Origin of the sequence: Pseudomonas sp. SbOxS1 (assembly GCF_013416725.1) — a bacterium.
Classification (GTDB): domain Bacteria; phylum Pseudomonadota; class Gammaproteobacteria; order Pseudomonadales; family Pseudomonadaceae; genus Aquipseudomonas.
Map to the genome: position 1 here is coordinate 37,025 of NZ_JAAVXC010000007.1, position 17,808 is coordinate 54,832.

Annotated in this window: 19 protein-coding genes; 11 read left to right on the forward strand and 8 right to left on the reverse strand. The window is 61.2% G+C overall.

The features are described from left to right. Positions 1-45: 45 nt before the first annotated feature. Both HFK74_RS10665 and HFK74_RS10670 read left to right on the forward strand, forming a co-directional pair. Entirely contained in the window at positions 46-222 is a 177-nt protein-coding gene (locus tag HFK74_RS10665; protein WP_008056983.1) for a hypothetical protein, read from the forward strand. A 77-nt stretch (positions 223-299) separates the two neighbouring features. Continuing rightward, positions 300-2,456 carry a mechanosensitive ion channel family protein gene (locus HFK74_RS10670; protein ID WP_180203473.1) on the forward strand — a complete coding sequence of 719 codons (2,157 nt, stop codon included), beginning with the start codon at positions 300-302 and terminating at the stop codon, positions 2,454-2,456. 88 nt (positions 2,457-2,544) lie between these two features. Here the strand turns inward: HFK74_RS10670 and HFK74_RS10675 are convergent, their stop codons facing one another. Next, positions 2,545-4,218 (reverse strand): DEAD/DEAH box helicase, encoded by a 1,674-nt coding sequence (locus tag HFK74_RS10675; RefSeq protein WP_008056987.1) that lies wholly within the window; start codon positions 4,216-4,218, stop codon positions 2,545-2,547. A 421-nt stretch (positions 4,219-4,639) separates the two neighbouring features. On the opposite strand from HFK74_RS10675, the gene HFK74_RS10680 reads away from it, so the two are divergent. After that, entirely contained in the window at positions 4,640-5,431 is a 792-nt protein-coding gene (locus HFK74_RS10680; protein ID WP_180203474.1) for a crotonase/enoyl-CoA hydratase family protein, read from the forward strand. A gap of 115 nt (positions 5,432-5,546) precedes the next feature. Here the strand turns inward: HFK74_RS10680 and HFK74_RS10685 are convergent, their stop codons facing one another. Next, a complete protein-coding gene (locus tag HFK74_RS10685) occupies positions 5,547-6,302 on the reverse strand; it encodes a spermidine synthase (protein ID WP_008056991.1) in 756 nt (251 codons plus the stop codon). Between the two features lie 158 nt (positions 6,303-6,460). Between HFK74_RS10685 and HFK74_RS10690 the strand changes: the two genes are divergently transcribed. Next, complete coding sequence (locus HFK74_RS10690; protein ID WP_180203475.1) at positions 6,461-7,807, forward strand: class II 3-deoxy-7-phosphoheptulonate synthase; 1,347 nt, start codon at positions 6,461-6,463, stop codon at positions 7,805-7,807. Between the two features lie 107 nt (positions 7,808-7,914). Here HFK74_RS10690 and HFK74_RS10695 read toward each other — a convergent pair whose 3' ends face one another. The 3 genes from HFK74_RS10695 to HFK74_RS10705 all read right to left on the reverse strand — a co-directional run bounded on the left by HFK74_RS10695 (position 7,915) and on the right by HFK74_RS10705 (position 9,835). Further along, the gene (locus HFK74_RS10695) at positions 7,915-9,144 is read right to left on the reverse strand and encodes a winged helix-turn-helix domain-containing protein (RefSeq protein ID WP_180203476.1); all 1,230 of its coding nucleotides are present in this window, start codon (positions 9,142-9,144) and stop codon (positions 7,915-7,917) included. 67 nt (positions 9,145-9,211) lie between these two features. Then, complete coding sequence (locus tag HFK74_RS10700; RefSeq protein ID WP_180203477.1) at positions 9,212-9,451, reverse strand: DUF1127 domain-containing protein; 240 nt, start codon at positions 9,449-9,451, stop codon at positions 9,212-9,214. A 162-nt stretch (positions 9,452-9,613) separates the two neighbouring features. Continuing rightward, complete coding sequence (locus tag HFK74_RS10705) at positions 9,614-9,835, reverse strand: DUF1127 domain-containing protein (RefSeq protein ID WP_180203478.1); 222 nt, start codon at positions 9,833-9,835, stop codon at positions 9,614-9,616. Between the two features lie 95 nt (positions 9,836-9,930). Between HFK74_RS10705 and HFK74_RS10710 the strand changes: the two genes are divergently transcribed. Beyond that, positions 9,931-10,785 carry a LysR substrate-binding domain-containing protein gene (locus HFK74_RS10710; protein ID WP_180203479.1) on the forward strand — a complete coding sequence of 285 codons (855 nt, stop codon included), beginning with the start codon at positions 9,931-9,933 and terminating at the stop codon, positions 10,783-10,785. Here the strand turns inward: HFK74_RS10710 and HFK74_RS10715 are convergent. Next, positions 10,775-11,524 (reverse strand): sulfite exporter TauE/SafE family protein, encoded by a 750-nt coding sequence (locus HFK74_RS10715; RefSeq protein WP_180203480.1) that lies wholly within the window; start codon positions 11,522-11,524, stop codon positions 10,775-10,777. The two genes, HFK74_RS10710 and HFK74_RS10715, sit on opposite strands and share 11 nt — an antisense overlap. Positions 11,525-11,636: 112 nt before the next feature. Here HFK74_RS10715 and HFK74_RS10720 point away from each other — a divergent pair, with 112 nt between their 5' ends. The 4 genes from HFK74_RS10720 (at position 11,637) to HFK74_RS10735 (ending at position 14,839) form a co-directional block, all read left to right on the forward strand. Beyond that, the gene (locus HFK74_RS10720) at positions 11,637-12,593 is read left to right on the forward strand and encodes a LysR family transcriptional regulator (protein ID WP_180203481.1); all 957 of its coding nucleotides are present in this window, start codon (positions 11,637-11,639) and stop codon (positions 12,591-12,593) included. Between the two features lie 69 nt (positions 12,594-12,662). Then, positions 12,663-13,124, forward strand: coding sequence for a MarR family winged helix-turn-helix transcriptional regulator (locus tag HFK74_RS10725; protein WP_180203482.1), 462 nt, complete (start codon positions 12,663-12,665; stop codon positions 13,122-13,124). Positions 13,125-13,372: 248 nt separating this feature from the next. Then, entirely contained in the window at positions 13,373-13,792 is a 420-nt protein-coding gene (locus HFK74_RS10730; protein ID WP_180203483.1) for an organic hydroperoxide resistance protein, read from the forward strand. 36 nt (positions 13,793-13,828) lie between these two features. Beyond that, the gene (locus tag HFK74_RS10735) at positions 13,829-14,839 is read left to right on the forward strand and encodes an alpha/beta hydrolase (RefSeq protein ID WP_180203484.1); all 1,011 of its coding nucleotides are present in this window, start codon (positions 13,829-13,831) and stop codon (positions 14,837-14,839) included. A 177-nt stretch (positions 14,840-15,016) separates the two neighbouring features. Here HFK74_RS10735 and efp read toward each other — a convergent pair whose 3' ends face one another. Then, entirely contained in the window at positions 15,017-15,586 is a 570-nt protein-coding gene (gene efp / locus HFK74_RS10740) for an elongation factor P (protein ID WP_008057003.1), read from the reverse strand. A gap of 48 nt (positions 15,587-15,634) precedes the next feature. Next, positions 15,635-16,777: an elongation factor P maturation arginine rhamnosyltransferase EarP gene (gene earP / locus HFK74_RS10745; protein ID WP_180203485.1), complete on the reverse strand. Its 1,143-nt coding sequence runs from the start codon at positions 16,775-16,777 to the stop codon at positions 15,635-15,637. A gap of 124 nt (positions 16,778-16,901) precedes the next feature. Between earP and HFK74_RS10750 the strand changes: the two genes are divergently transcribed. Then, positions 16,902-17,312: a hypothetical protein gene (locus tag HFK74_RS10750; protein WP_180203486.1), complete on the forward strand. Its 411-nt coding sequence runs from the start codon at positions 16,902-16,904 to the stop codon at positions 17,310-17,312. 2 nt (positions 17,313-17,314) lie between these two features. Beyond that, entirely contained in the window at positions 17,315-17,797 is a 483-nt protein-coding gene (locus HFK74_RS10755) for a GreA/GreB family elongation factor (RefSeq protein ID WP_180203487.1), read from the forward strand. Positions 17,798-17,808: the final 11 nt, after the last annotated feature.

Below are 17,808 nucleotides of genomic sequence, written 5' to 3' on the forward strand. Positions count from 1 at the left end.
AAAGCCACCTAAACTTCAACCATCCCTTTCGACAAGGCAGTCGCCATGATCACAATGTCCTCGTTCCACGCCATGCTTATCCCTATTCTTATCGGGATGATCATGCTGGCAGTCGGTTTCAATTTTCGCGACAAGAACGCCGGCGTGCTCGCCATGTGGCTCGGCATGCTGTTGATCCTGGCCACGGTGATCTTTAAGATCCTCGCCAAACTCAACGAATAAATCCCCACCCCCGCTCGCATTGGTTTTGACGGGCTCGTACACTCGGTCGATCTGCCCATTCAGAGGTTGACCGCCTAGTGTTCGCTCGCCTGCTCGCCCTGCCGTGCCTTTTCCTTATCTGCCTGATGACGCTGATGGCGCCGGCGCCTGCCCAGGCCGCCGGGCTGCCGAGCCTGCTTGGCAGCCCGGCAAAAACCCAACCCGAGGCGCAGGAACCCCTTGGGCAATCCCTGGACGAAGTCATCAAGTCGCTGGAGAACGATCAGCAGCGCAGCAAGCTGCTGGCGGACCTGAAGAAGCTGCGCGACGCCACGAAAAAAGCCCAACCGGCCGCCGAGGAAGGTGTGCTGGGCCTGATTGGCGGGACCCTGGCAAGTTTCGAAAAGCAATTCTCCGGTGCCGACAGCCCGATCACTCGCTGGTCCAACGAGTTCGACCTGGCCCAGGATGAATTGAAGGCACTGGTATTGCCGGCCAGCGAGTGGCTGCCGATCATCTTCGCCTTTGCCATGATCCTGATGGTCTGGAGCCTGCTGGCGGCGGCGCTGATCTGGGTCAGCCATCGGGTACGGATGCGTTTCGGCCTGACCGAAGAACTGCCGCAACACCCCCGGGCCCTGGACATGCTGCGCTTCGCCCTGCGCAAGCTGGGACCGTGGCTGATTGCCCTGGTCATCACCGTCTACATGAGTTACGCCCTGCCGTCGTCACTCGGCAAAAGCCTGGCCATGGTGCTGGCTTACGCACTGGTGGTCGGCACCTGTTTCTCCGCAATCTGCGTGATTGCCTTTTCCCTGCTCGACGGCCCGCACCGTCACCGGGCCCTGTACATCCTGCGGCACCAGGCCTTCCGCCCGCTGTGGTTGATCGGCAGTTTCGCCGCTTTCGGCGAAGCCTTGAACGACCCGCGCCTGACTGAAAGCCTTGGCGTGCACCTGGCCCACACCGCGGCGACGGTGGCCAATGTGCTGGCGGCATTGTCCACGGGGCTGTTCATCCTGCGTTTCCGTCGCCCGATTGCCCACTTGATCCGCAACCAGCCACTGTCCCGACGCCTGACCCGCCGCGCCCTGAGCGACACCATCGAAATTCTCGGCACCTTCTGGTTTGTACCGGCGCTGGTGCTGGTGGGGATTTCCCTGTTCGCCACCTTCGTCTCGGCCGGCGATACCAGCACCGCGTTGCGCCAGTCGCTGATCTGCACCGTGCTGCTGGTGTTGTGCATGGTCATCAATGGCCTGGTGCGCCGCCACGCGCTCAAACCGCAACGCGGCGCGAAGCGTCACGCCCTGTATTCGGAACGTCTGAAAAACTTCTTCTACACCCTGGCCCATCTGTTGGTATGGCTGGCATTCATCGAGCTGGGCCTGCGGGTCTGGGGCATGTCGCTGATCAGCTTCACCGAAGGTGAAGGCCATGAGGTAAGCGTCAAACTGTTCAGCCTTATCGGCACGCTGATCTTTGCCTGGCTGATCTGGATTCTCAGTGACACCGCCGTGCATCACGCCCTCACCCGCTCGCGCAAAGGCCTGGCCAACGCCCGCGCACAGACCATGATGCCGCTGATCCGCAACGTGCTGTTCGTGGCGATTTTCATCATCGCGCTGATTGTCGCCCTGGCGAACATGGGCATGAACGTTACGCCTCTGCTGGCCGGTGCCGGCGTGATCGGCCTGGCCATTGGTTTCGGCGCGCAATCGCTGGTGGCAGACCTGATTACCGGCCTGTTCATCATCATCGAAGACTCCCTGGCCATCGACGACTACGTGGACGTCGGCGGCCACCTGGGCACCGTCGAGGGCCTGACCATTCGCACCGTGCGCCTGCGGGACATCGACGGCATCGTCCACACCATTCCGTTCAGCGAAATCAAGAGCATCAAGAATTACTCCCGGGAATTCGGCTACGCGATCTTCCGGGTCGCGGTGCCTGCCAGCATGGACATCGACAATGCGATCAAGCTGATGCGCGACGTCGGCCAGAAAATGCGCACCGATCCGCTGCAACGGCGCAACATCTGGTCGCCCCTGGAGTTTCAGGGCGTGGAGAGTTTCGAGTCCGGCAACGCGATTTTGCGGGCCCGGTTCAAGACCGCGCCGATCAAGCAATGGGAAGTTTCACGGGCGTTCAACCTGTCGCTCAAACGGCATCTGGATGAAGCCGGGCTGGATCTGGCGACACCGCGCATGAGCATTCAGGTGGTGACGGCGGGCGGGGGTGAACAGAAGGATTAGCCCCCCCCGATTATTCAAATGCAGGACAAAAAAAATCCCCGAACCAGTCGGGGATTTTTTATGTTCGATCAATCAGCCCGGGGGCGGATCAATCTTCGCGGTAGCGACGCAGCTTCAACTGCTTGCCGGCAACGCGAGTGTCCTTCAGCTTGCTCAGCAACTTCTCAAGACCGTCTTCCGGCAGCTCGACGAGGCTGAAGCTGTCACGCACCTGGATGCGACCGATCGCTTCACGCGCCAGGCCACCTTCGTTGAGGATGGCGCCCAGCAGGTTCTTGGCAGCGATGCCATCACGCGCACCCAGCGCGGTACGGCAACGAGCACGACCTTCGCCCAGTGGCATCGGAGCACGACGCTCGCGGTCGCCACGCTCAGGACGATCACCGGAACGCTCTGGACGATCGCCACGCGGTGCGTTGTTCGGCACCAGTGGACGCTCTTTCTCGATAGCGGCCAGGTTCAGCGCTTGACCGTTGGTTGCCTTGCGCAGCAGGGCCGCGGCCAGGGCACGCGGGCTGCAACCGATGTCGGCGGTCAGGCGATCAAGCAGATCACCGTGGGTCGATTCGGCTTCAGCCACCAGCGGCGACAGGCTATTGGTCAGCTTCTTGATGCGCGCATCCAGAACGGCTTGAGCGTCCGGCAGGCGAACTTCAGCAACCTTCTGACCAGTTACACGCTCGATCACTTGCAGCATGCGGCGCTCACGTGGAGTCACCAACAGCAGCGCACGACCTTCGCGACCGGCACGGCCGGTACGGCCGATACGGTGAACGTAGGATTCCGGATCGTACGGCATGTCGACGTTGAACACGTGAGTGATGCGCGGAACGTCCAGGCCACGAGCGGCAACGTCGGTCGCCACAACGATGTCCAGACGGCCATCCTTGAGGGAGTCGATTACGCGCTCACGCTGGTTCTGGGCAATGTCACCGTTCAGCGCAGCGGCTTTGTAGCCTTTGGCTTCCAGGGCGCTGGCCAGGTCCAGGGTCGCTTGCTTGGTGCGCACGAACATGATCAGGGCGTCGAAGTCTTCCACTTCCAGCAAGCTGAGAACGGCAGAAGTCTTCTGGTCAGCGTGAACCAGCAGGTGAGCCTGCTCGATCGCGGTAACGGTCTGGGTCTTGCTCTGGATCTTCACGTGCTTCGGATCGCGCAGGTGGCGCTCAGCGATAGCACGGATCGATTGCGGCAAGGTAGCCGAGAACAGTACGGTCTGGCGGGTTTCCGGCATGGCCTTGAAGATGACTTCCAGGTCATCCATGAAGCCCAGCTTGAGCATTTCGTCTGCTTCGTCGAGAACCAGGTGGTTCACGGTCGCCAGAACTTTTTCGTCGCGACGCAGGTGGTCGCACAGACGGCCCGGAGTGGCGACAACGATCTGTGCGCCATTACGGATTGCTTTCAATTGTGGGCCCATCGGCGCGCCGCCGTAGACAGCCACAACAGTTACGCCCGGCATTTGCTTGGCGTAGGTTTCGAAAGCGGTTGCAACTTGTAGCGCCAACTCACGAGTTGGGGCCAGGATCAGAGCTTGCGGCTCGCGCTTGGACGGATCAATGCGGTGCAGGATAGGCAGGGCAAAGGCAGCGGTTTTACCGGTACCGGTTTGCGCCTGGCCAATCATATCGTGACCGGCGAGAATGATCGGGATCGACTGCTGCTGAATGGCCGAAGGCTCTTCATAGCCGGTAGCGACTACTGCAGCGACAATATTAGGGTGAAGTTCAAGAGCGGCGAAGCCGCCGATTTCCTGGGTCATGGGTCTGCCTCTAAGTGCATCCGCAAAGACCCATGCTCCAAAGCTGCGCATGCCGTGTTGAGACTCAAGAGTCGCCCTGGCAGCTTTGTCGGCGGGGATTTGCGAAAACGAATGAATGAAAGAATCGTTTAGGAAGAGTTCGCTGGGCGAACGTGCAACCGAATCTGACTTCGGGGAATTGCGCCACCTAAACGCGGCCCGGCTAAAGGCCGGCGCGCACTATACCGGAATTTGCCGAAAAAGGGAGCTTTTTTTATCGCAAAACTCCCGTGTACGGCGTTCTGTCACAGGCTTTGCGGATAATCGCGCCAGCGTCTACTTTTCAAAGGCCCTGCCCCGCGGGCGATGTCGCTAAAACGGTTCACCCACCCGCCACAGACCTTGGGTCTGCGCCCCCCTCAGCCGCTCGAGGAAATGCAGCATGAAAGAGCTCAATACCAGCCGCGTGAGTCGTGAAAAGCGTGGTCATGTCCTGTTGATCGGACTGGACCGGGTCGCCAAGCGCAACGCCTTTGATCTCGACCTGCTCAACGAATTGAGCCTGGCCTACGGTGAATTCGATGCCGACAGCGAAGCACGGGTGGCCGTGGTCTTCGGGCATGGCGAGCATTTTACCGCCGGCCTGGACCTGGCCAGTGCCAGCGCGGCACTGACCGAAGGCTGGCAAGCCCCGCCTGGCGGCTGCGACCCGTGGGGTGTCTTCGCCGGGCCCAGGGTCAACAAACCGGTGATCGTCGCCGCCCAGGGCTACTGCCTGACCGTCGGTATCGAGTTGATGCTGGCCGCCGACATCAACCTGTGCGCCAGCAACACCCGATTCGCACAAATGGAGGTGCAGCGCGGCATCTTCCCATTCGGCGGCGCGACGTTGCGCCTGCATCAGGTGGCTGGCTGGGGCAATGCCATGCGCTGGATGCTGACCGGCGACGAATTCGATGCCCATGATGCCTTGCACCTGGGCCTGGTGCAGGAAGTCATGGCCAGCGAAGATTTGTTGCCGCGGGCGATTGAACTGGCCGAGCGTATCGCCCGGCAGGCACCGCTTGGGGTCCAGGCAACGTTGATGTCTGCCCGGCAGGCCCGCTACGAGGGTGAAACCGCTGCTGCGCAAGGGCTGCCGGCGCTGGTGAAGAAGTTGCTGGTCAGCGAGGATGCGCGGGAAGGCGTGCAGTCACTGGTGGAGCGGCGGCCCGGGGTTTTCAAAGGGATGTAGTTTTGTATTGACCCTGATGGCCTCTTCGCGGGCAAGCCCGCTCCTACAGGGGCGCGGTGCTCACAAACCCTGTAGGAGCGGGCTTGCCCGCGAAGAGGCCCTAATAGACACCGACTTATGTCGCCGGGCGAATCGCCTTGATCAACGACTGCAACGAATACCCCAACCGCGGCGCCAGCGCTTCAGCCCGAGCGGTCAGGCTCTCCATGTCCAGCACCTGATCCAGTTCCGATGGCACGATCAGGATCACGTTGCCCTCCTTCACCGGCAGCTCCCAGTAATGCCGATGATAAAGCCCGCGCAGCAACGCGGCGCCCAGTGGCTTGCCATCGTCGGTGGCCCATTGGTTGATCACCAGCCAACCGCCCGGATTCAGGCGTTTCTGGCAGTTCTCCAGGAAGGTCCAGGCCAGATGCCCGACACCGGGGCCGACATCGGTGTAGAGATCGACGAAAATCAGGTCCGCAGGCTCGGCGGTGTCGAGCAGTTCCAGCGCATCGCCCACGCGGATGTACAGGCGCGGATCGTCGTCCAGCCCCAGGTATTCGATGGCCAGGCGCGGCACATCCGGGCGCAGCTCGATGGCTTCGACATCTTCCAGCGGCAGGAACTTGAGGCAGGCCTGGGTCAGCGTGCCAGCACCAAGCCCCAGGAACAGCGCGCTTTCCGGCTGCTCGTGGCACAGCGCGCCAATCAGCATCGCCCGGGTATAGTCATACTCGAGCCAGCTCGGATCGGCCGTGAACACGCAACTTTGCTCGATGGCATCACCGAACTCTAGAAAGCGGTAATCAGCCACTTCCAGCACGCGAATCACGCCAAATTCGTCCTGCACCTCGGCGAGCAGATGCTCGACGCGCTCCTCAGTCATTTCGTCTCCTGATGTCACCGGGCCTACTTGGGCAAACAGCAACGCGATAAACCGCAGCGGAAGCGGCAAAGGCGCGATTGTCCGCGAATCGACGGGAACAGGTCACGCACTAATTGCTGATAACATGGACGTCCGAGCGTAAAACACTAGAGATCATGATGAGCCAACCCTGGAGCCCTGACAGCTGGCGCGCCCTGCCGATCCAGCAACAACCCCAATACCCCGACGCGGCGCATCTGCAGCACGTCGAGCAGACCCTGGCCAGCTACCCGCCGCTGGTGTTTGCCGGGGAAGCCCGGGAATTGCGCCGTCAGTTTGCCGAAGTGACCCAGGGACGAGCGTTTTTGCTGCAGGGCGGCGACTGCGCCGAAAGTTTCGCCGAGTTTTCCGCCGCGAAAATCCGCGACACCTTCAAAGTGCTGCTGCAAATGGCCATTGTCATGACATTCGCCGCTGGATGCCCGGTGGTCAAGGTCGGGCGCATGGCCGGACAGTTCGCCAAACCTCGCTCGGCCAACGACGAGACCATCGACGGCGTGACACTGCCGGCCTACCGTGGTGATATCGTCAACGGCATCGGCTTCGATGAAAAAAGCCGCGTGCCGGACCCGGAACGCCTGCTACAGTCGTACCACCAGTCCACCGCCACCCTGAACCTGCTGCGCGCCTTCGCCCAGGGCGGGTTTGCCGACCTGCACCAGGTGCACAAGTGGAACCTGGACTTCATCGCCAACTCGGCCCTGGCGGAAAAATACAGCCACCTGGCCGACCGCATCGATGAAACCCTGGCCTTCATGCGCGCCTGCGGCATGGACAGCTCGCCGCAACTGCGTGAAACCAGCTTCTTTACCGCCCACGAAGCGCTACTGCTCAATTATGAGGAAGCCTTCGTCCGTCGCGACAGCCTGACCAACGACTATTACGACTGTTCGGCCCACATGCTGTGGATCGGCGACCGCACCCGTCAGCTTGATGGCGCGCATGTCGAATTCCTGCGCGGGGTGAACAATCCGATCGGGGTCAAGGTCGGTCCGAGCATGAACCCCGAAGACCTGATCCGCCTGATCGACGTGCTCAACCCCGAGAACGATCCGGGTCGCCTGAACTTGATCGCACGCATGGGCGCGAACAAGGTCGGCGACCATTTGCCGCAACTGATCCGCGCCGTGCAGCGTGAAGGCAAGCAAGTGCTCTGGAGTTCCGATCCGATGCACGGCAATACCATCAAGGCCAGCAGCGGCTACAAGACCCGCGACTTTGCACAGATTCTTGGCGAAGTGAAGCAGTTCTTCCAGGTCCACGAAGCTGAAGGCAGTTACGCGGGCGGCATCCACATCGAGATGACCGGGCAGAACGTCACCGAGTGCATCGGCGGTGCGCGGCCGATCACCGAGGACGGCTTGTCGGATCGCTACCACACACATTGCGACCCGCGAATGAATGCCGATCAGTCGCTGGAACTGGCCTTCCTGATTGCTGAAACCCTCAAGCAAGTCCGGCGGTAGTTTTGATCGCCTGATGTACCGCTATCGCCAGCAGGCTGGCTCCCACATGGGATTTGTGCAGGACACAGATCCAGTGTGGGAGCCAGCCTGCTGGCGATTAGGCCAGATCAGTCACCCTCTATCTGTGCCAGTGCCACCCGCAACCTTGCCGCACTCGCCCGCGGGCAATTCAACTGGACCCGCGCCAGCCCCAGCCAATCCGCCATCTGCCGCAGATTAAGCGCCAGCGCCAACATCCCCTCGTCATCCAATCCCGCTTCCTCTTCATGCACCGCATGCACCGCCAGCCGCCCGGCAGCCCGCTCGGCACGCAGGTCGACCCGCGCGGCAATTCGCTCATTGTGCAAGAAAGGCAGGACGTAATAGCCATAGACCCGCTTACCCGGCGGCGTGTAGATCTCCAGCCGATAGCGAAAATCAAACAGCCGCTCGGTACGGCTGCGCTCCCAGATCAGCGAGTCGAACGGTGAAAGCAACGCGCTGGCCTGGACCTTGCGCCGCACCTTTGGCTCAGGCAGGCAATAGGCAGGTTGCCGCCAACCCTCCACTTCACAGCAGAGCAACTCACCGGCCTCGACCAATTCCGCCAGGCGCGGACGACTGTCCGCTGGGCTTAAACGAAAATAGTCACGCAGGTCTTTCTCGGTGCCCACGCCCAAGGCTGACGCGGCATGCCGTATCAGCCCGCGCTGGGCCTCAGCCTCATTGAGCCGCGGTTGCGCCAGGATCGCCGAAGGGATGACCCGCTCCGGCAGGTCATAAAGCCGCTCGAACCCACGCCTGCCGGCCACTGTCACTTCACCGGTGGCGAACAGCCATTCCAGCGCATGCTTTTCCGCACTCCAGTCCCACCAGGGCCCGGCCCGCTCCTGGCGAGTCGACAGGCTGCCAGCGCCCAATGCGCCCTGCTCCTGGACGCAGGCCAGCACCCGGCGAACCGTGTCCTGCTGCTCACGACCAAAACGCGCCAATTGTTGATAGATGTCTTCGCCACGGCTTGCCCGCTGCATGCGCCAGCGCATCAACGGGTACATCGACAAGGGCAGCAAGGACGCTTCATGTCCCCAGTATTCGAACAGGGTACGCTGGCGCCCCTGGCTCCAGGCGGCCTGGTCGAGCAAGTCGGCAGAATACTGGCCAAGCCGGGAAAACAGCGGCAGGTAGTGCGAACGCACCAGTGCGTTGACCGAGTCGATCTGCAAAATGCCCAGTCGCTCGATCAATCGGTTGATAGCGGCACGTTTCACCGGCACTGATGGCTGGCGCCCGACAAAACCCTGGGCGGTCAGGACCAGGCGTCTGGCTTGCTTCAAGGAAAAAGACAGGGATGCAGGCATCTGGAGACTCATCGGCAAGGCTCTCCCCACCTTAGCGGCAGGCGGGAAAAACGCCAATGCCAACGCTTCATCGCTTGAATGGATCATCCCAGAACGGGCGCGCTGACTCCCGCAGGACATCGGCTCGACTCAAGCCAATATCGCGCAAACGCTCGTCGCTCAATCGCGACAGTTCGGTTCGGTCCCTGCTCAGTTGGCGCCAGCGCTGCAATTGCGTAATCGCTGCCCGGACGGGCTGCCGGAGCTGGTGCAGTGCATCGCGCACACCATGCCCTACGCCTCGCCCTTCAATGCCTTGTCGTTCCATGACACCACTCCTCAATGTTGGGGAGCGGATCTTCAGCCCGTTCGCAAACAGGCTCCAGCAAAGCTCTATGACCATCTGTTTCGGAAGTACGCCTACCCCATCAGCCCGGGCTTTAGCCGGGATGACGGGGTAGTCACAGGACATTTCCATGGGTCGCCGAGCCTACTTTCCGTTGCCCATCGGGTCTTGCCAAAAGTGCAGATCAGCTTCATGCGCGACGTCGGCACGACTCAAGCCGATGTCCTTCAACGCCTCATCACTCATGCTCGCCAGCAGTTCGCGCTCACGGTGCAGCTCGTACCAGCGACCGACCTTGTGCAACAGATCGGAAATCAGGTGAACCGAATGTTTTTCAGTGCCGTGAATTTCATGTTGACCTTTCATCTTGTTGCCCTCCGTTTGGATGGCTCAAGTCTCTGCCCAGGACTAAGATCAATCCAACGAATGTTTCTGATGGTAACCATCTCGGAGATTGATGCATGTCGGCCTACCCGAGTATCGATACCGAAGTGCTGCGCACCTTCGTCGCCATCGCCGACCAGGGTGGTTTCACCCGCGCCGGTGAATTGGTCCATCGCACCCAGTCAGCCGTCAGCATGCAGATGAAGCGGCTGGAAGAAGATGTGCTGCAGCGCCAATTGTTCCAGCGTGACGGACGCCAGGTGCGGCTGACGGCTGAAGGCCAGGTGCTGCTGGGTTATGCGCGGCGCATCCTCAAGCTGCACAGCGAGGTGTTCAACACCCTGCGCGAACCGCACATGGTCGGCACGGTACGCATCGGCACCCCGGATGACTACGTGATGCGTTTTTTGCCGGGGATCCTGCGCCAGTTTGCCCAGTCCTACCCGCTGATCCAGATCGAAGTGCACTGCGAATCATCAAAACAACTGCTGATGCGCCAGGACCTCGACCTGTCCATCGTCACCCGTGAGCCGGGCAGCGAAATCGGCCAGTTGTTGCGCAAGGAACGTTTTGTCTGGGCCGAGGCGCAATGCTACAGCGCCCACGAGCAGACGCCGCTGCCCCTGGCGATGTTCAACAGTGATTGCTTCTGCCGGATGTGGGCCTGCAACGCCCTTGATGCCCAAGGGCGCGATTATCGCGTGGCGTATAACAGCGACAGCCTATCGGCGATCATGGCGGTGGTCAGCGCCGGCCTGGCTGTCACCGCGCAACTTGAAAGCCTGATCACCGCGGACATGCGCATCCTCGGTGAAGCCGAGGATCTGCCCGTGCTGCCCGAGGCCAGCATCATGCTGGTGCGCAACCTGCACAATCCGTCACCGATCACCGAGTGCCTGGCCGAGCATATCGTCGAAGGCTTCAAGCTTTAAACGCAAGCATCACCGCACAGCACAGCAGGAAGCCGCAAAACAGGGCGCGCAGCAGGCGCTCCGGCAGGCTGTGGGCGATCTTCACGCCCCAACTGATACTCATCAGCCCGCCGATCGCCAGTGGCACACCGATCATCCAGTTCACCTGGTGATGCACCCCATAGGTGACCAGCGTGACGCCGGTGCTTGGCAGCGCCAGTGCCAGGGACAGGCCTTGGGCAACCACCTGGGTAGTGCCGAACACGCTGGTCAGCACCGGTGTCGCCACCACGGCCCCGCCCACGCCAAACAGGCCGCCCATGGTGCCGGATGCCGCACCGAGCACGCCCAGCCATGGCCATGAATGATTCATCTGCGCCGAAGGCGATGCGCTGGCAAAGAACATCCGCATCAGGTTGTAGGCACAAAGCGCGATCAGGAACGCGATAAAACCGATACGCATGCTTTGCGCATCGATGCCCACCGCCCAGATCGATCCGAGCCAGGCGAAGCAAAAGCCCATCGAGGCCAGCGGCAGCGCGTGACGCAACTCGATCCTGTTGCGCTGGTGGTAGCGCCACAGCGCCAGCATCACGTTCGGCACCACCATCACCAATGCCGTACCTTGGGCAATCTGCTGATCGAGACCGCACAACACGCCCAGCAACGGAATGGCGATCAATCCCCCGCCGATGCCAAACAGGCCGCCGAGGGTTCCCAGGGCGGCGCCGAAAACCAGGTACAACACAAACTCAATCACGGTGCATCTCTCCCAAACGTCAGGCGATTCATCCTACGCAACTGCTTCTGGCGTGGAAACGCACAGCAACGCACAATGGCTATGCCAAACTCGCACAAGCATCGAACCACACATGAATCCCAACCAATTGACCGAGCAACTGGGCCTGTTTCTCGACGTGCTGGAAACCGGCAGTTTTTCCGCGGCGTCACGCCGGCATCCACTGACACCTTCGGCCGTGGCGCGGCGCATTGACAGCCTGGAAGGCGCCGTCGGCAGCCAATTGTTCATTCGCAGTACCCATGCGGTGCGCGCGACGCCGGCGGGGCTGGCGTTTGCCGAACGCGCACGCAGGATCGTCGCCGAATTGCGCCTGGCCCGGGCCGAAGCGGTGTCCCTGAGCAGTGCGCCGGAAGGCCTGATTCGTATCGATGCACCGGCCGCATTCGGGCGGCGCCACCTGGCACCGGTGATCGCCGATTTCCTGCTGCTCTATCCCGGCCTCGACGTGCAATTGCAGTTGATCGACAGCTTTGTCGACATGCAGGGCTTGAACCTGGGCAAGGTCGATCTGGTCTTGCGCGCCGGGCAATTGGCCGATACCCGGTTGGTCGCCACGCCGCTGGCGAGCATGGTGCGCATCGCCTGCGCCAGCCCCGCCTACTTGCAACGCCGCGGCGTGCCGAATGATCCGGCGCAGCTGGTCGAACATGACGGCCTGGACTGGGCCGGCCTGGCCCCTCCCTTCGCCTGGCGCTTCGAACGGGACGGCCAGATGCAACTGCATCGGCCGTCGCGCGTGCGCATGAGCGCCAACAATGCCGAAGCGCTGGTATTCGGCGCACTGGCCGGCCTGGGCATCGCCCACTTGCCGACCTGGCTGGCCAGCGAGTACCTGTTGCGCGGTGAACTGCTGCCCTTGTTCTGCGAAAAGGGCCTGCCGAATCCGGAAAGCACCGGGATCTATGCCTTGCGCCTGCAGCAGCAACCCAACTCCCGCAGTCGCCTGCTGCTGGAATACCTGAAAACCCGTTTCAGCCCGATTCCGCCGTGGGACCTGGTGCTGCAAACCCATCTGGGCCGGCACTAGCCCAGAATTGCCTGGCGCGTTAAAGATTTGCCCGCTAGATTCATGCAGATCACTGATCAAGGCTTCCCAATGACCACCAAGCGCGACACCCCGGACAACTGCGACGACCTGCTGCTGGACAACCAGGCCTGCTTCGCCCTGCATTCCACTTCGCTGATGATGACCAAGGTCTACAAACCCTTGCTGCAGGCGCTGGGCCTGACCTATCCGCAATACCTGGTGATGATGGTGCTGTGGGAGAAGGACGGTTTGACCGTAGGTGAAATCAGCGCGCGCCTGCTGACCGATCCCGGCTCGCTCACGCCGCTGCTCAAGCGCCTGGAGGCCGAAGGCGTGCTCAGCCGCACCCGCAGCCGCGAGGACGAGCGCGTGGTGATCGTCGAGCTCACCGAACAGGGCCGCGCCCTGCGCGACAAGGCCCGGGACATTCCGCAATGCATCCTCGGCGCCAGCGGGATGACCGTGGAGCGACTGCAAAAGCTTCAAGCGGAACTGCAGGAACTGCGTCGGCATCTGCAAGACAGCCTCTGATTTTCAAACCACCGAAAATCCCCTGTAGGAGTGAGCCTGCTCGCGATGGCGGTGTGTCAGTCAACCTCGATGTTGAATGTGACACAGCGATCGCGAGCATGCTCACTCCTACAGTCGTTTTACGCCTGCGCTAAATTTTTTCAAAAAATTATCTTGCGCACTAACTATTAGCGCGATACATTCATCTCGCACTTACTTAGCGCGCAAACATTTAGCGCAACCAATCAAACCCGAACGAGGCTTTCACCATGCAAACTCTCTACATCGCCATTGCAACGTCCACCGGTGGCCGCGACGGTCGTGCGATCTCCAGCGACAACATTCTCGACGTCAAGCTCGCCACCCCGAAAGAACTCGGCGGTGCCGGTGGCGCGGCGACCAACCCTGAGCAACTGTTCGCCGCCGGCTACTCCGCCTGCTTCATCGGTGCGCTGAAATTCGTCGCCAGCCAGACCAAACGCAAAATCCCGGATGACGCGTCGATCACCGCCCATGTCGGCATCGGCCAGATCCCTGGCGGCTTCGGCCTGGACATCGACTTGCACATCAGCCTGCCGGGCCTTGAACAAGCCGACGCACAAACACTGGTCGAGGCTGCCCACCAGGTCTGCCCGTACTCCAATGCCACCCGCGGCAACGTCGAAGTACGTCTGCACGTAACGGTCTAACGCCACTTTCCACCCAGGCCCGAACAGGAAATGAACATGAACACTTTCAGCAAAGTCTTGACCGGTACCCTTCTCGCCCTGTCTGTCCACAGTGCATTCGCCGGCGACGTTGAACACAACACCCAGGCGTTCCTCGATGCACTGAATGCCGGCACCGGCAAACCGATGGAACAGATGACGCCCAAAGACGCCCGCGCCGTGCTGGTGGGCGCGCAAGCCGGGGTGAAGCTGACACTGCCAAAAGCCGATGTCAGCGAGAAGACCATCCAGGTCGATGGCCAACCGCTGAAGCTGACCATCGTCCGGCCGGCCGGGGTCAAGGGCGAGCTGCCGGTGTTCATGTTCTTCCACGGCGGCGGCTGGGTCCTGGGCGACTTCCCGACCCACGAGCGGCTGGTTCGGGATCTGGTGGCGGGCTCGGGTGCGGCGGCGGTTTTCGTCAACTACACCCCCTCGCCGGAAGCGCACTACCCGGTGGCGATCAACCAGGCCTATGCCGCGACCCAATGGGTGGCCGAGCACGGCAAAGAGATCAACGTCGACGGCAAGCGCCTGGCGGTGGCCGGCAACAGCGTCGGCGGCAACATGGCGGCAGTGGTCGCGCTGATGGCAAAAGACAAAGGCACACCGGCAATCAAGTTCCAGGTCCTGTTGTGGCCGGTGACCGATGCCAACTTCGACACCGGTTCCTATAACCAGTATGCCGAAGGGCACTTCCTGACTCGCAACATGATGAAGTGGTTCTGGGACAACTACACCACTGACGCCAAACAGCGCAGCGAGATCTACGCCTCGCCGTTGCGGGCCACCACCGCTCAGTTGAAGGGGCTGCCACCTGCTCTGGTGCAGACGGCGAGTGCCGACGTGCTGCGCGATGAAGGTGAAGCCTACGCCCGCAAACTCGACGAGGCCGGTGTGGCGGTCACCTCGGTGCGCTACAACGGCATGATCCACGACTATGGCTTGCTCAACGTGGTGAGCCAGGTGCCGGCGGTGCGGTCGGCGATGCTTCAAGCTTCGCAAGAACTGAAAGAACACTTGAAATAACACGCCCCACTTGTAGGAGCCCGGCTTGCCGGCGAAAGCGATCTTGAAGACGCCTTCGCCGGCAAGCCGGGCTCCTACAGGGATCGGGTGTACCGGCCGCGCATCGGTCAACACCTTTGCAACAGGCACAAAAAAGCCCGACTCAATGGTCGGGCTTTTTCATTCCTCAAGCAGTGCTTATTTAGCACGGCCTTTGTAGGAACCGCCTTCGCGGGTATCGATCTCGATCATGTCGCCGATTTCGATGAAGTCAGCAACCGACAGCTCGGTACCGTTCTTCAGTTTGGCAGGCTTCATCACCTTGCCGGAAGTGTCGCCGCGAGCGGAACCTTCGGTGTAGTCAACCTGACGCACGATGGTGGTCGGCAGCTCTACGGAAACCAGACGGCCTTCGAAGAACACGGCTTCGCAAACGTCGGTCATGCCTTCTTCGATGAACGGCAGAACGCTTTCGATGTCTTCGGCGTTCAGTTCGTACATGGTGTAGTCAGTGGTGTCCATGAACGTGTAGCTGTCACCGCTGATGAAGGACAGGGTCGCTTCTTTACGGTCCAGGATCACGTCGTCCAGCTTGTCGTCGGCGCTGTAGACGGTTTCAGTCTTGTAGCCGGTCAGCAGGTTTTTCAGCTTGGTCTTCATGATCGCGCTGTTACGGCCCGACTTGGTGAATTCAGCTTTCTGAACCAGCCAAGGATCGTTGTCGATACGGATCACGGTACCGGGTTTGAGTTCTTTACCAGTTTTCATTGCGAATATCCGAATTTGGATGGGATTTACAAAAATCTAGGCCGCGTATCATATCCAATTTACATAAAACTGTACCAGCGCCGCGGCAAGATCGGTGTGCAAGGCCTGTTCCAGACACCACGTCTCGGCGTGATTTTGTAGCTGTGGCCAGTGTTTGCGGGTTGATTGCCAGTGGTCGGTCATTGTCTCACCGGCATTCCAGGCCCGCCAGAGACCGCTGATCGCCTCGCCAGCCGCTGGCGCCAGGTCCTTGGTGTAGAGCGTGAGGAAGGCTTCGAGCTTGTCCAGATGGACATCTTCCTCCTGCTGATAGATGTGCCACAACATGGGCCGCCCCGCCCATTGCGCACGGACAAAGGAATCTTCGCCGCGTACGGCGTTGAAATCACAGCACCACAGCAACTGGTCATACTGGTCCTGTCGGACGAACGGCAGCACCTGTACGGTCAAGGCATCGCGCACATGCAATGCCCCCGCGTGCAGATCCTGCACCCCCAGCCAACGCTCGACGTCGCCCAGGATCCGCCCTTGCGGCACCAGCAGATGAGTGGGCGTGGAGTCGCTCGCCAAGGTGTCCAGCCAGCTGGCCAACCCGGCGTTTTCATAGGCAAACAGCGAAATCAGCAGCGCACCCGGCGCGCGGTCGACCCCCAGGCCTTGCAGGAAGCTTCGCTGAGCCTCGGGGCTCTGCTGGAACTGCCGACGCCGTTCGAGCAAGCCGTTCTCACGCAGCAGGCCGCCCGTCCCCTTGTGGAACCCGGGAAAGAAAAAGTGCTTCTGCACATGTTTGTATTTTACCGACGGCAAGCCGTGGCAGCCGATCACCCAGTCCTCGGCGCTCAAGTAGTCGAGGTTCATCCACAGCGGCGTCTTTTCCCGCAGGGCCATGGCATCCATGTAGGCGCCTGGCAACTGACAGGCGAACGCGGCGATCACCACATCGGCGGCCTCCACCGGTTGCCAATCGGCCGACCAATGGCACACTTCGACACCCTGCTGCCATTGCCGGCCAGCGTGAATGTCGATCTGCGGGCACAGGCGCTCGAAGGCACGCAGGTCGTCGACCCACAAACGAACCTCCACCCCGTGCTCGGCCACCAGTTGCCGGGACAGCCGCCAGGTCACGCCGATGTCGCCAAAGTTGTCGACCACGGTGCAAAAAATATCCCAGCGGGTTTTCTTATCAGGCATTCCAGGCTCCCGTTGGCAAAAGTGCCAATTGTCCGCATAAATCAGCCCGCGCAGAAGAGCCGACGCCGATTAATCTTCGTGCGACAATCGGCACTCGCCCGCGACCCCTCGCCAGGAGGCAACCATGCCCTACCGCCCTACTCCGCGCCGACCCATTGCGATTCACCTCAGCGCCCTGCAACTGACCGGCAGCATCGCCCTCGGCCTGTGGCTGGGTTTCATCGCCATCGTGTTGACCGGCTGGCTGGTATCCCGGCTGTTTTTCAGCGAACAACTGGCACCGGTCGCCGCCGCGGTGGAGCAAGCGGTCAAACCGCCGGCGGTGACACGCCCGGTACCGGACATTCCCGCACAGAGCCCCTTGTTCGAGCAGTATGAAGAAAACCTGCGTAAGAACGAGCAGGCACAACGACTCGACCAGGCGCGCGGCAGCAACCGCAACCTGTCGAACCCCCGATGCCAGTTCTGGTTGCAACAGGACCAGACGGCACCCAGCGAAAAAAGCCGCGCCAATGTCCTGCAATTCTGCGATTGATCATGAATAAGCACACTGTCCACCAACTGATTCTCGACAAGCTGCGGGTCGATCTCGACATTGCCGAGCGCGCCGCGCAAACCGCGTACGAAACCGCGACCCACGAAGAAAACATCGCCGAAAACAAGTACGACACACTGGGCCTGGAAGCGTCTTACCTGGCCGCCGGGCAGGCCAGGCGGGTCGAGGAGATTCGCCAGTCACTGGCGCTTTGCCAGAACCTGGCACTGCGTCCGTATGATGAGCAACGGGGTATCGAGATCGGTGCCCTGCTCGGCCTGGAAGACGAAAAGGGTCGCGAGCAATGGCTGTTCCTGGCGCCGGATGCGGCGGGCCTGAAGGTTGACCTGGTGGGGCAACTGATTACCGTGATCACCCCGCGCTCACCGCTGGGCAAGAGTCTGCTGGGCAAGTTCGCAGGTGACGAGGTGGAAATTCTGGTGGCGGGTGCTCGGCAACAGTTCGCTGTCACCGAGGTGGTTTGACCGGCTGCCCT

Bases quoted from the DNA above. Each gene is read 5' to 3' on its own strand.
- HFK74_RS10710 (WP_180203479.1), top strand. From the start codon at position 9,931: ATGTCGGCCTACCCGAGTATCGATACCGAAGTGCTGCGCACCTTCGTC.
- HFK74_RS10690 (WP_180203475.1), top strand. From the start codon at position 6,461: ATGAGCCAACCCTGGAGCCCTGACAGCTGGCGCGCCCTGCCGATCCAG.
- HFK74_RS10665 (WP_008056983.1), top strand. From the start codon at position 46: ATGATCACAATGTCCTCGTTCCACGCCATGCTTATCCCTATTCTTATC.
- HFK74_RS10735 (WP_180203484.1), top strand. From the start codon at position 13,829: ATGAACACTTTCAGCAAAGTCTTGACCGGTACCCTTCTCGCCCTGTCT.
- HFK74_RS10750 (WP_180203486.1), top strand. From the start codon at position 16,902: ATGCCCTACCGCCCTACTCCGCGCCGACCCATTGCGATTCACCTCAGC.
- HFK74_RS10730 (WP_180203483.1), top strand. From the start codon at position 13,373: ATGCAAACTCTCTACATCGCCATTGCAACGTCCACCGGTGGCCGCGAC.
- HFK74_RS10680 (WP_180203474.1), top strand. From the start codon at position 4,640: ATGAAAGAGCTCAATACCAGCCGCGTGAGTCGTGAAAAGCGTGGTCAT.
- HFK74_RS10685 (WP_008056991.1), bottom strand. From the start codon at position 6,302: ATGACTGAGGAGCGCGTCGAGCATCTGCTCGCCGAGGTGCAGGACGAA.
- HFK74_RS10700 (WP_180203477.1), bottom strand. From the start codon at position 9,451: ATGGAACGACAAGGCATTGAAGGGCGAGGCGTAGGGCATGGTGTGCGC.
- HFK74_RS10695 (WP_180203476.1), bottom strand. From the start codon at position 9,144: ATGCCTGCATCCCTGTCTTTTTCCTTGAAGCAAGCCAGACGCCTGGTC.
- earP (WP_180203485.1), bottom strand. From the start codon at position 16,777: ATGCCTGATAAGAAAACCCGCTGGGATATTTTTTGCACCGTGGTCGAC.
- HFK74_RS10720 (WP_180203481.1), top strand. From the start codon at position 11,637: ATGAATCCCAACCAATTGACCGAGCAACTGGGCCTGTTTCTCGACGTG.
- HFK74_RS10725 (WP_180203482.1), top strand. From the start codon at position 12,663: ATGACCACCAAGCGCGACACCCCGGACAACTGCGACGACCTGCTGCTG.
- efp (WP_008057003.1), bottom strand. From the start codon at position 15,586: ATGAAAACTGGTAAAGAACTCAAACCCGGTACCGTGATCCGTATCGAC.
- HFK74_RS10705 (WP_180203478.1), bottom strand. From the start codon at position 9,835: ATGAAAGGTCAACATGAAATTCACGGCACTGAAAAACATTCGGTTCAC.
- HFK74_RS10675 (WP_008056987.1), bottom strand. From the start codon at position 4,218: ATGACCCAGGAAATCGGCGGCTTCGCCGCTCTTGAACTTCACCCTAAT.
- HFK74_RS10755 (WP_180203487.1), top strand. From the start codon at position 17,315: ATGAATAAGCACACTGTCCACCAACTGATTCTCGACAAGCTGCGGGTC.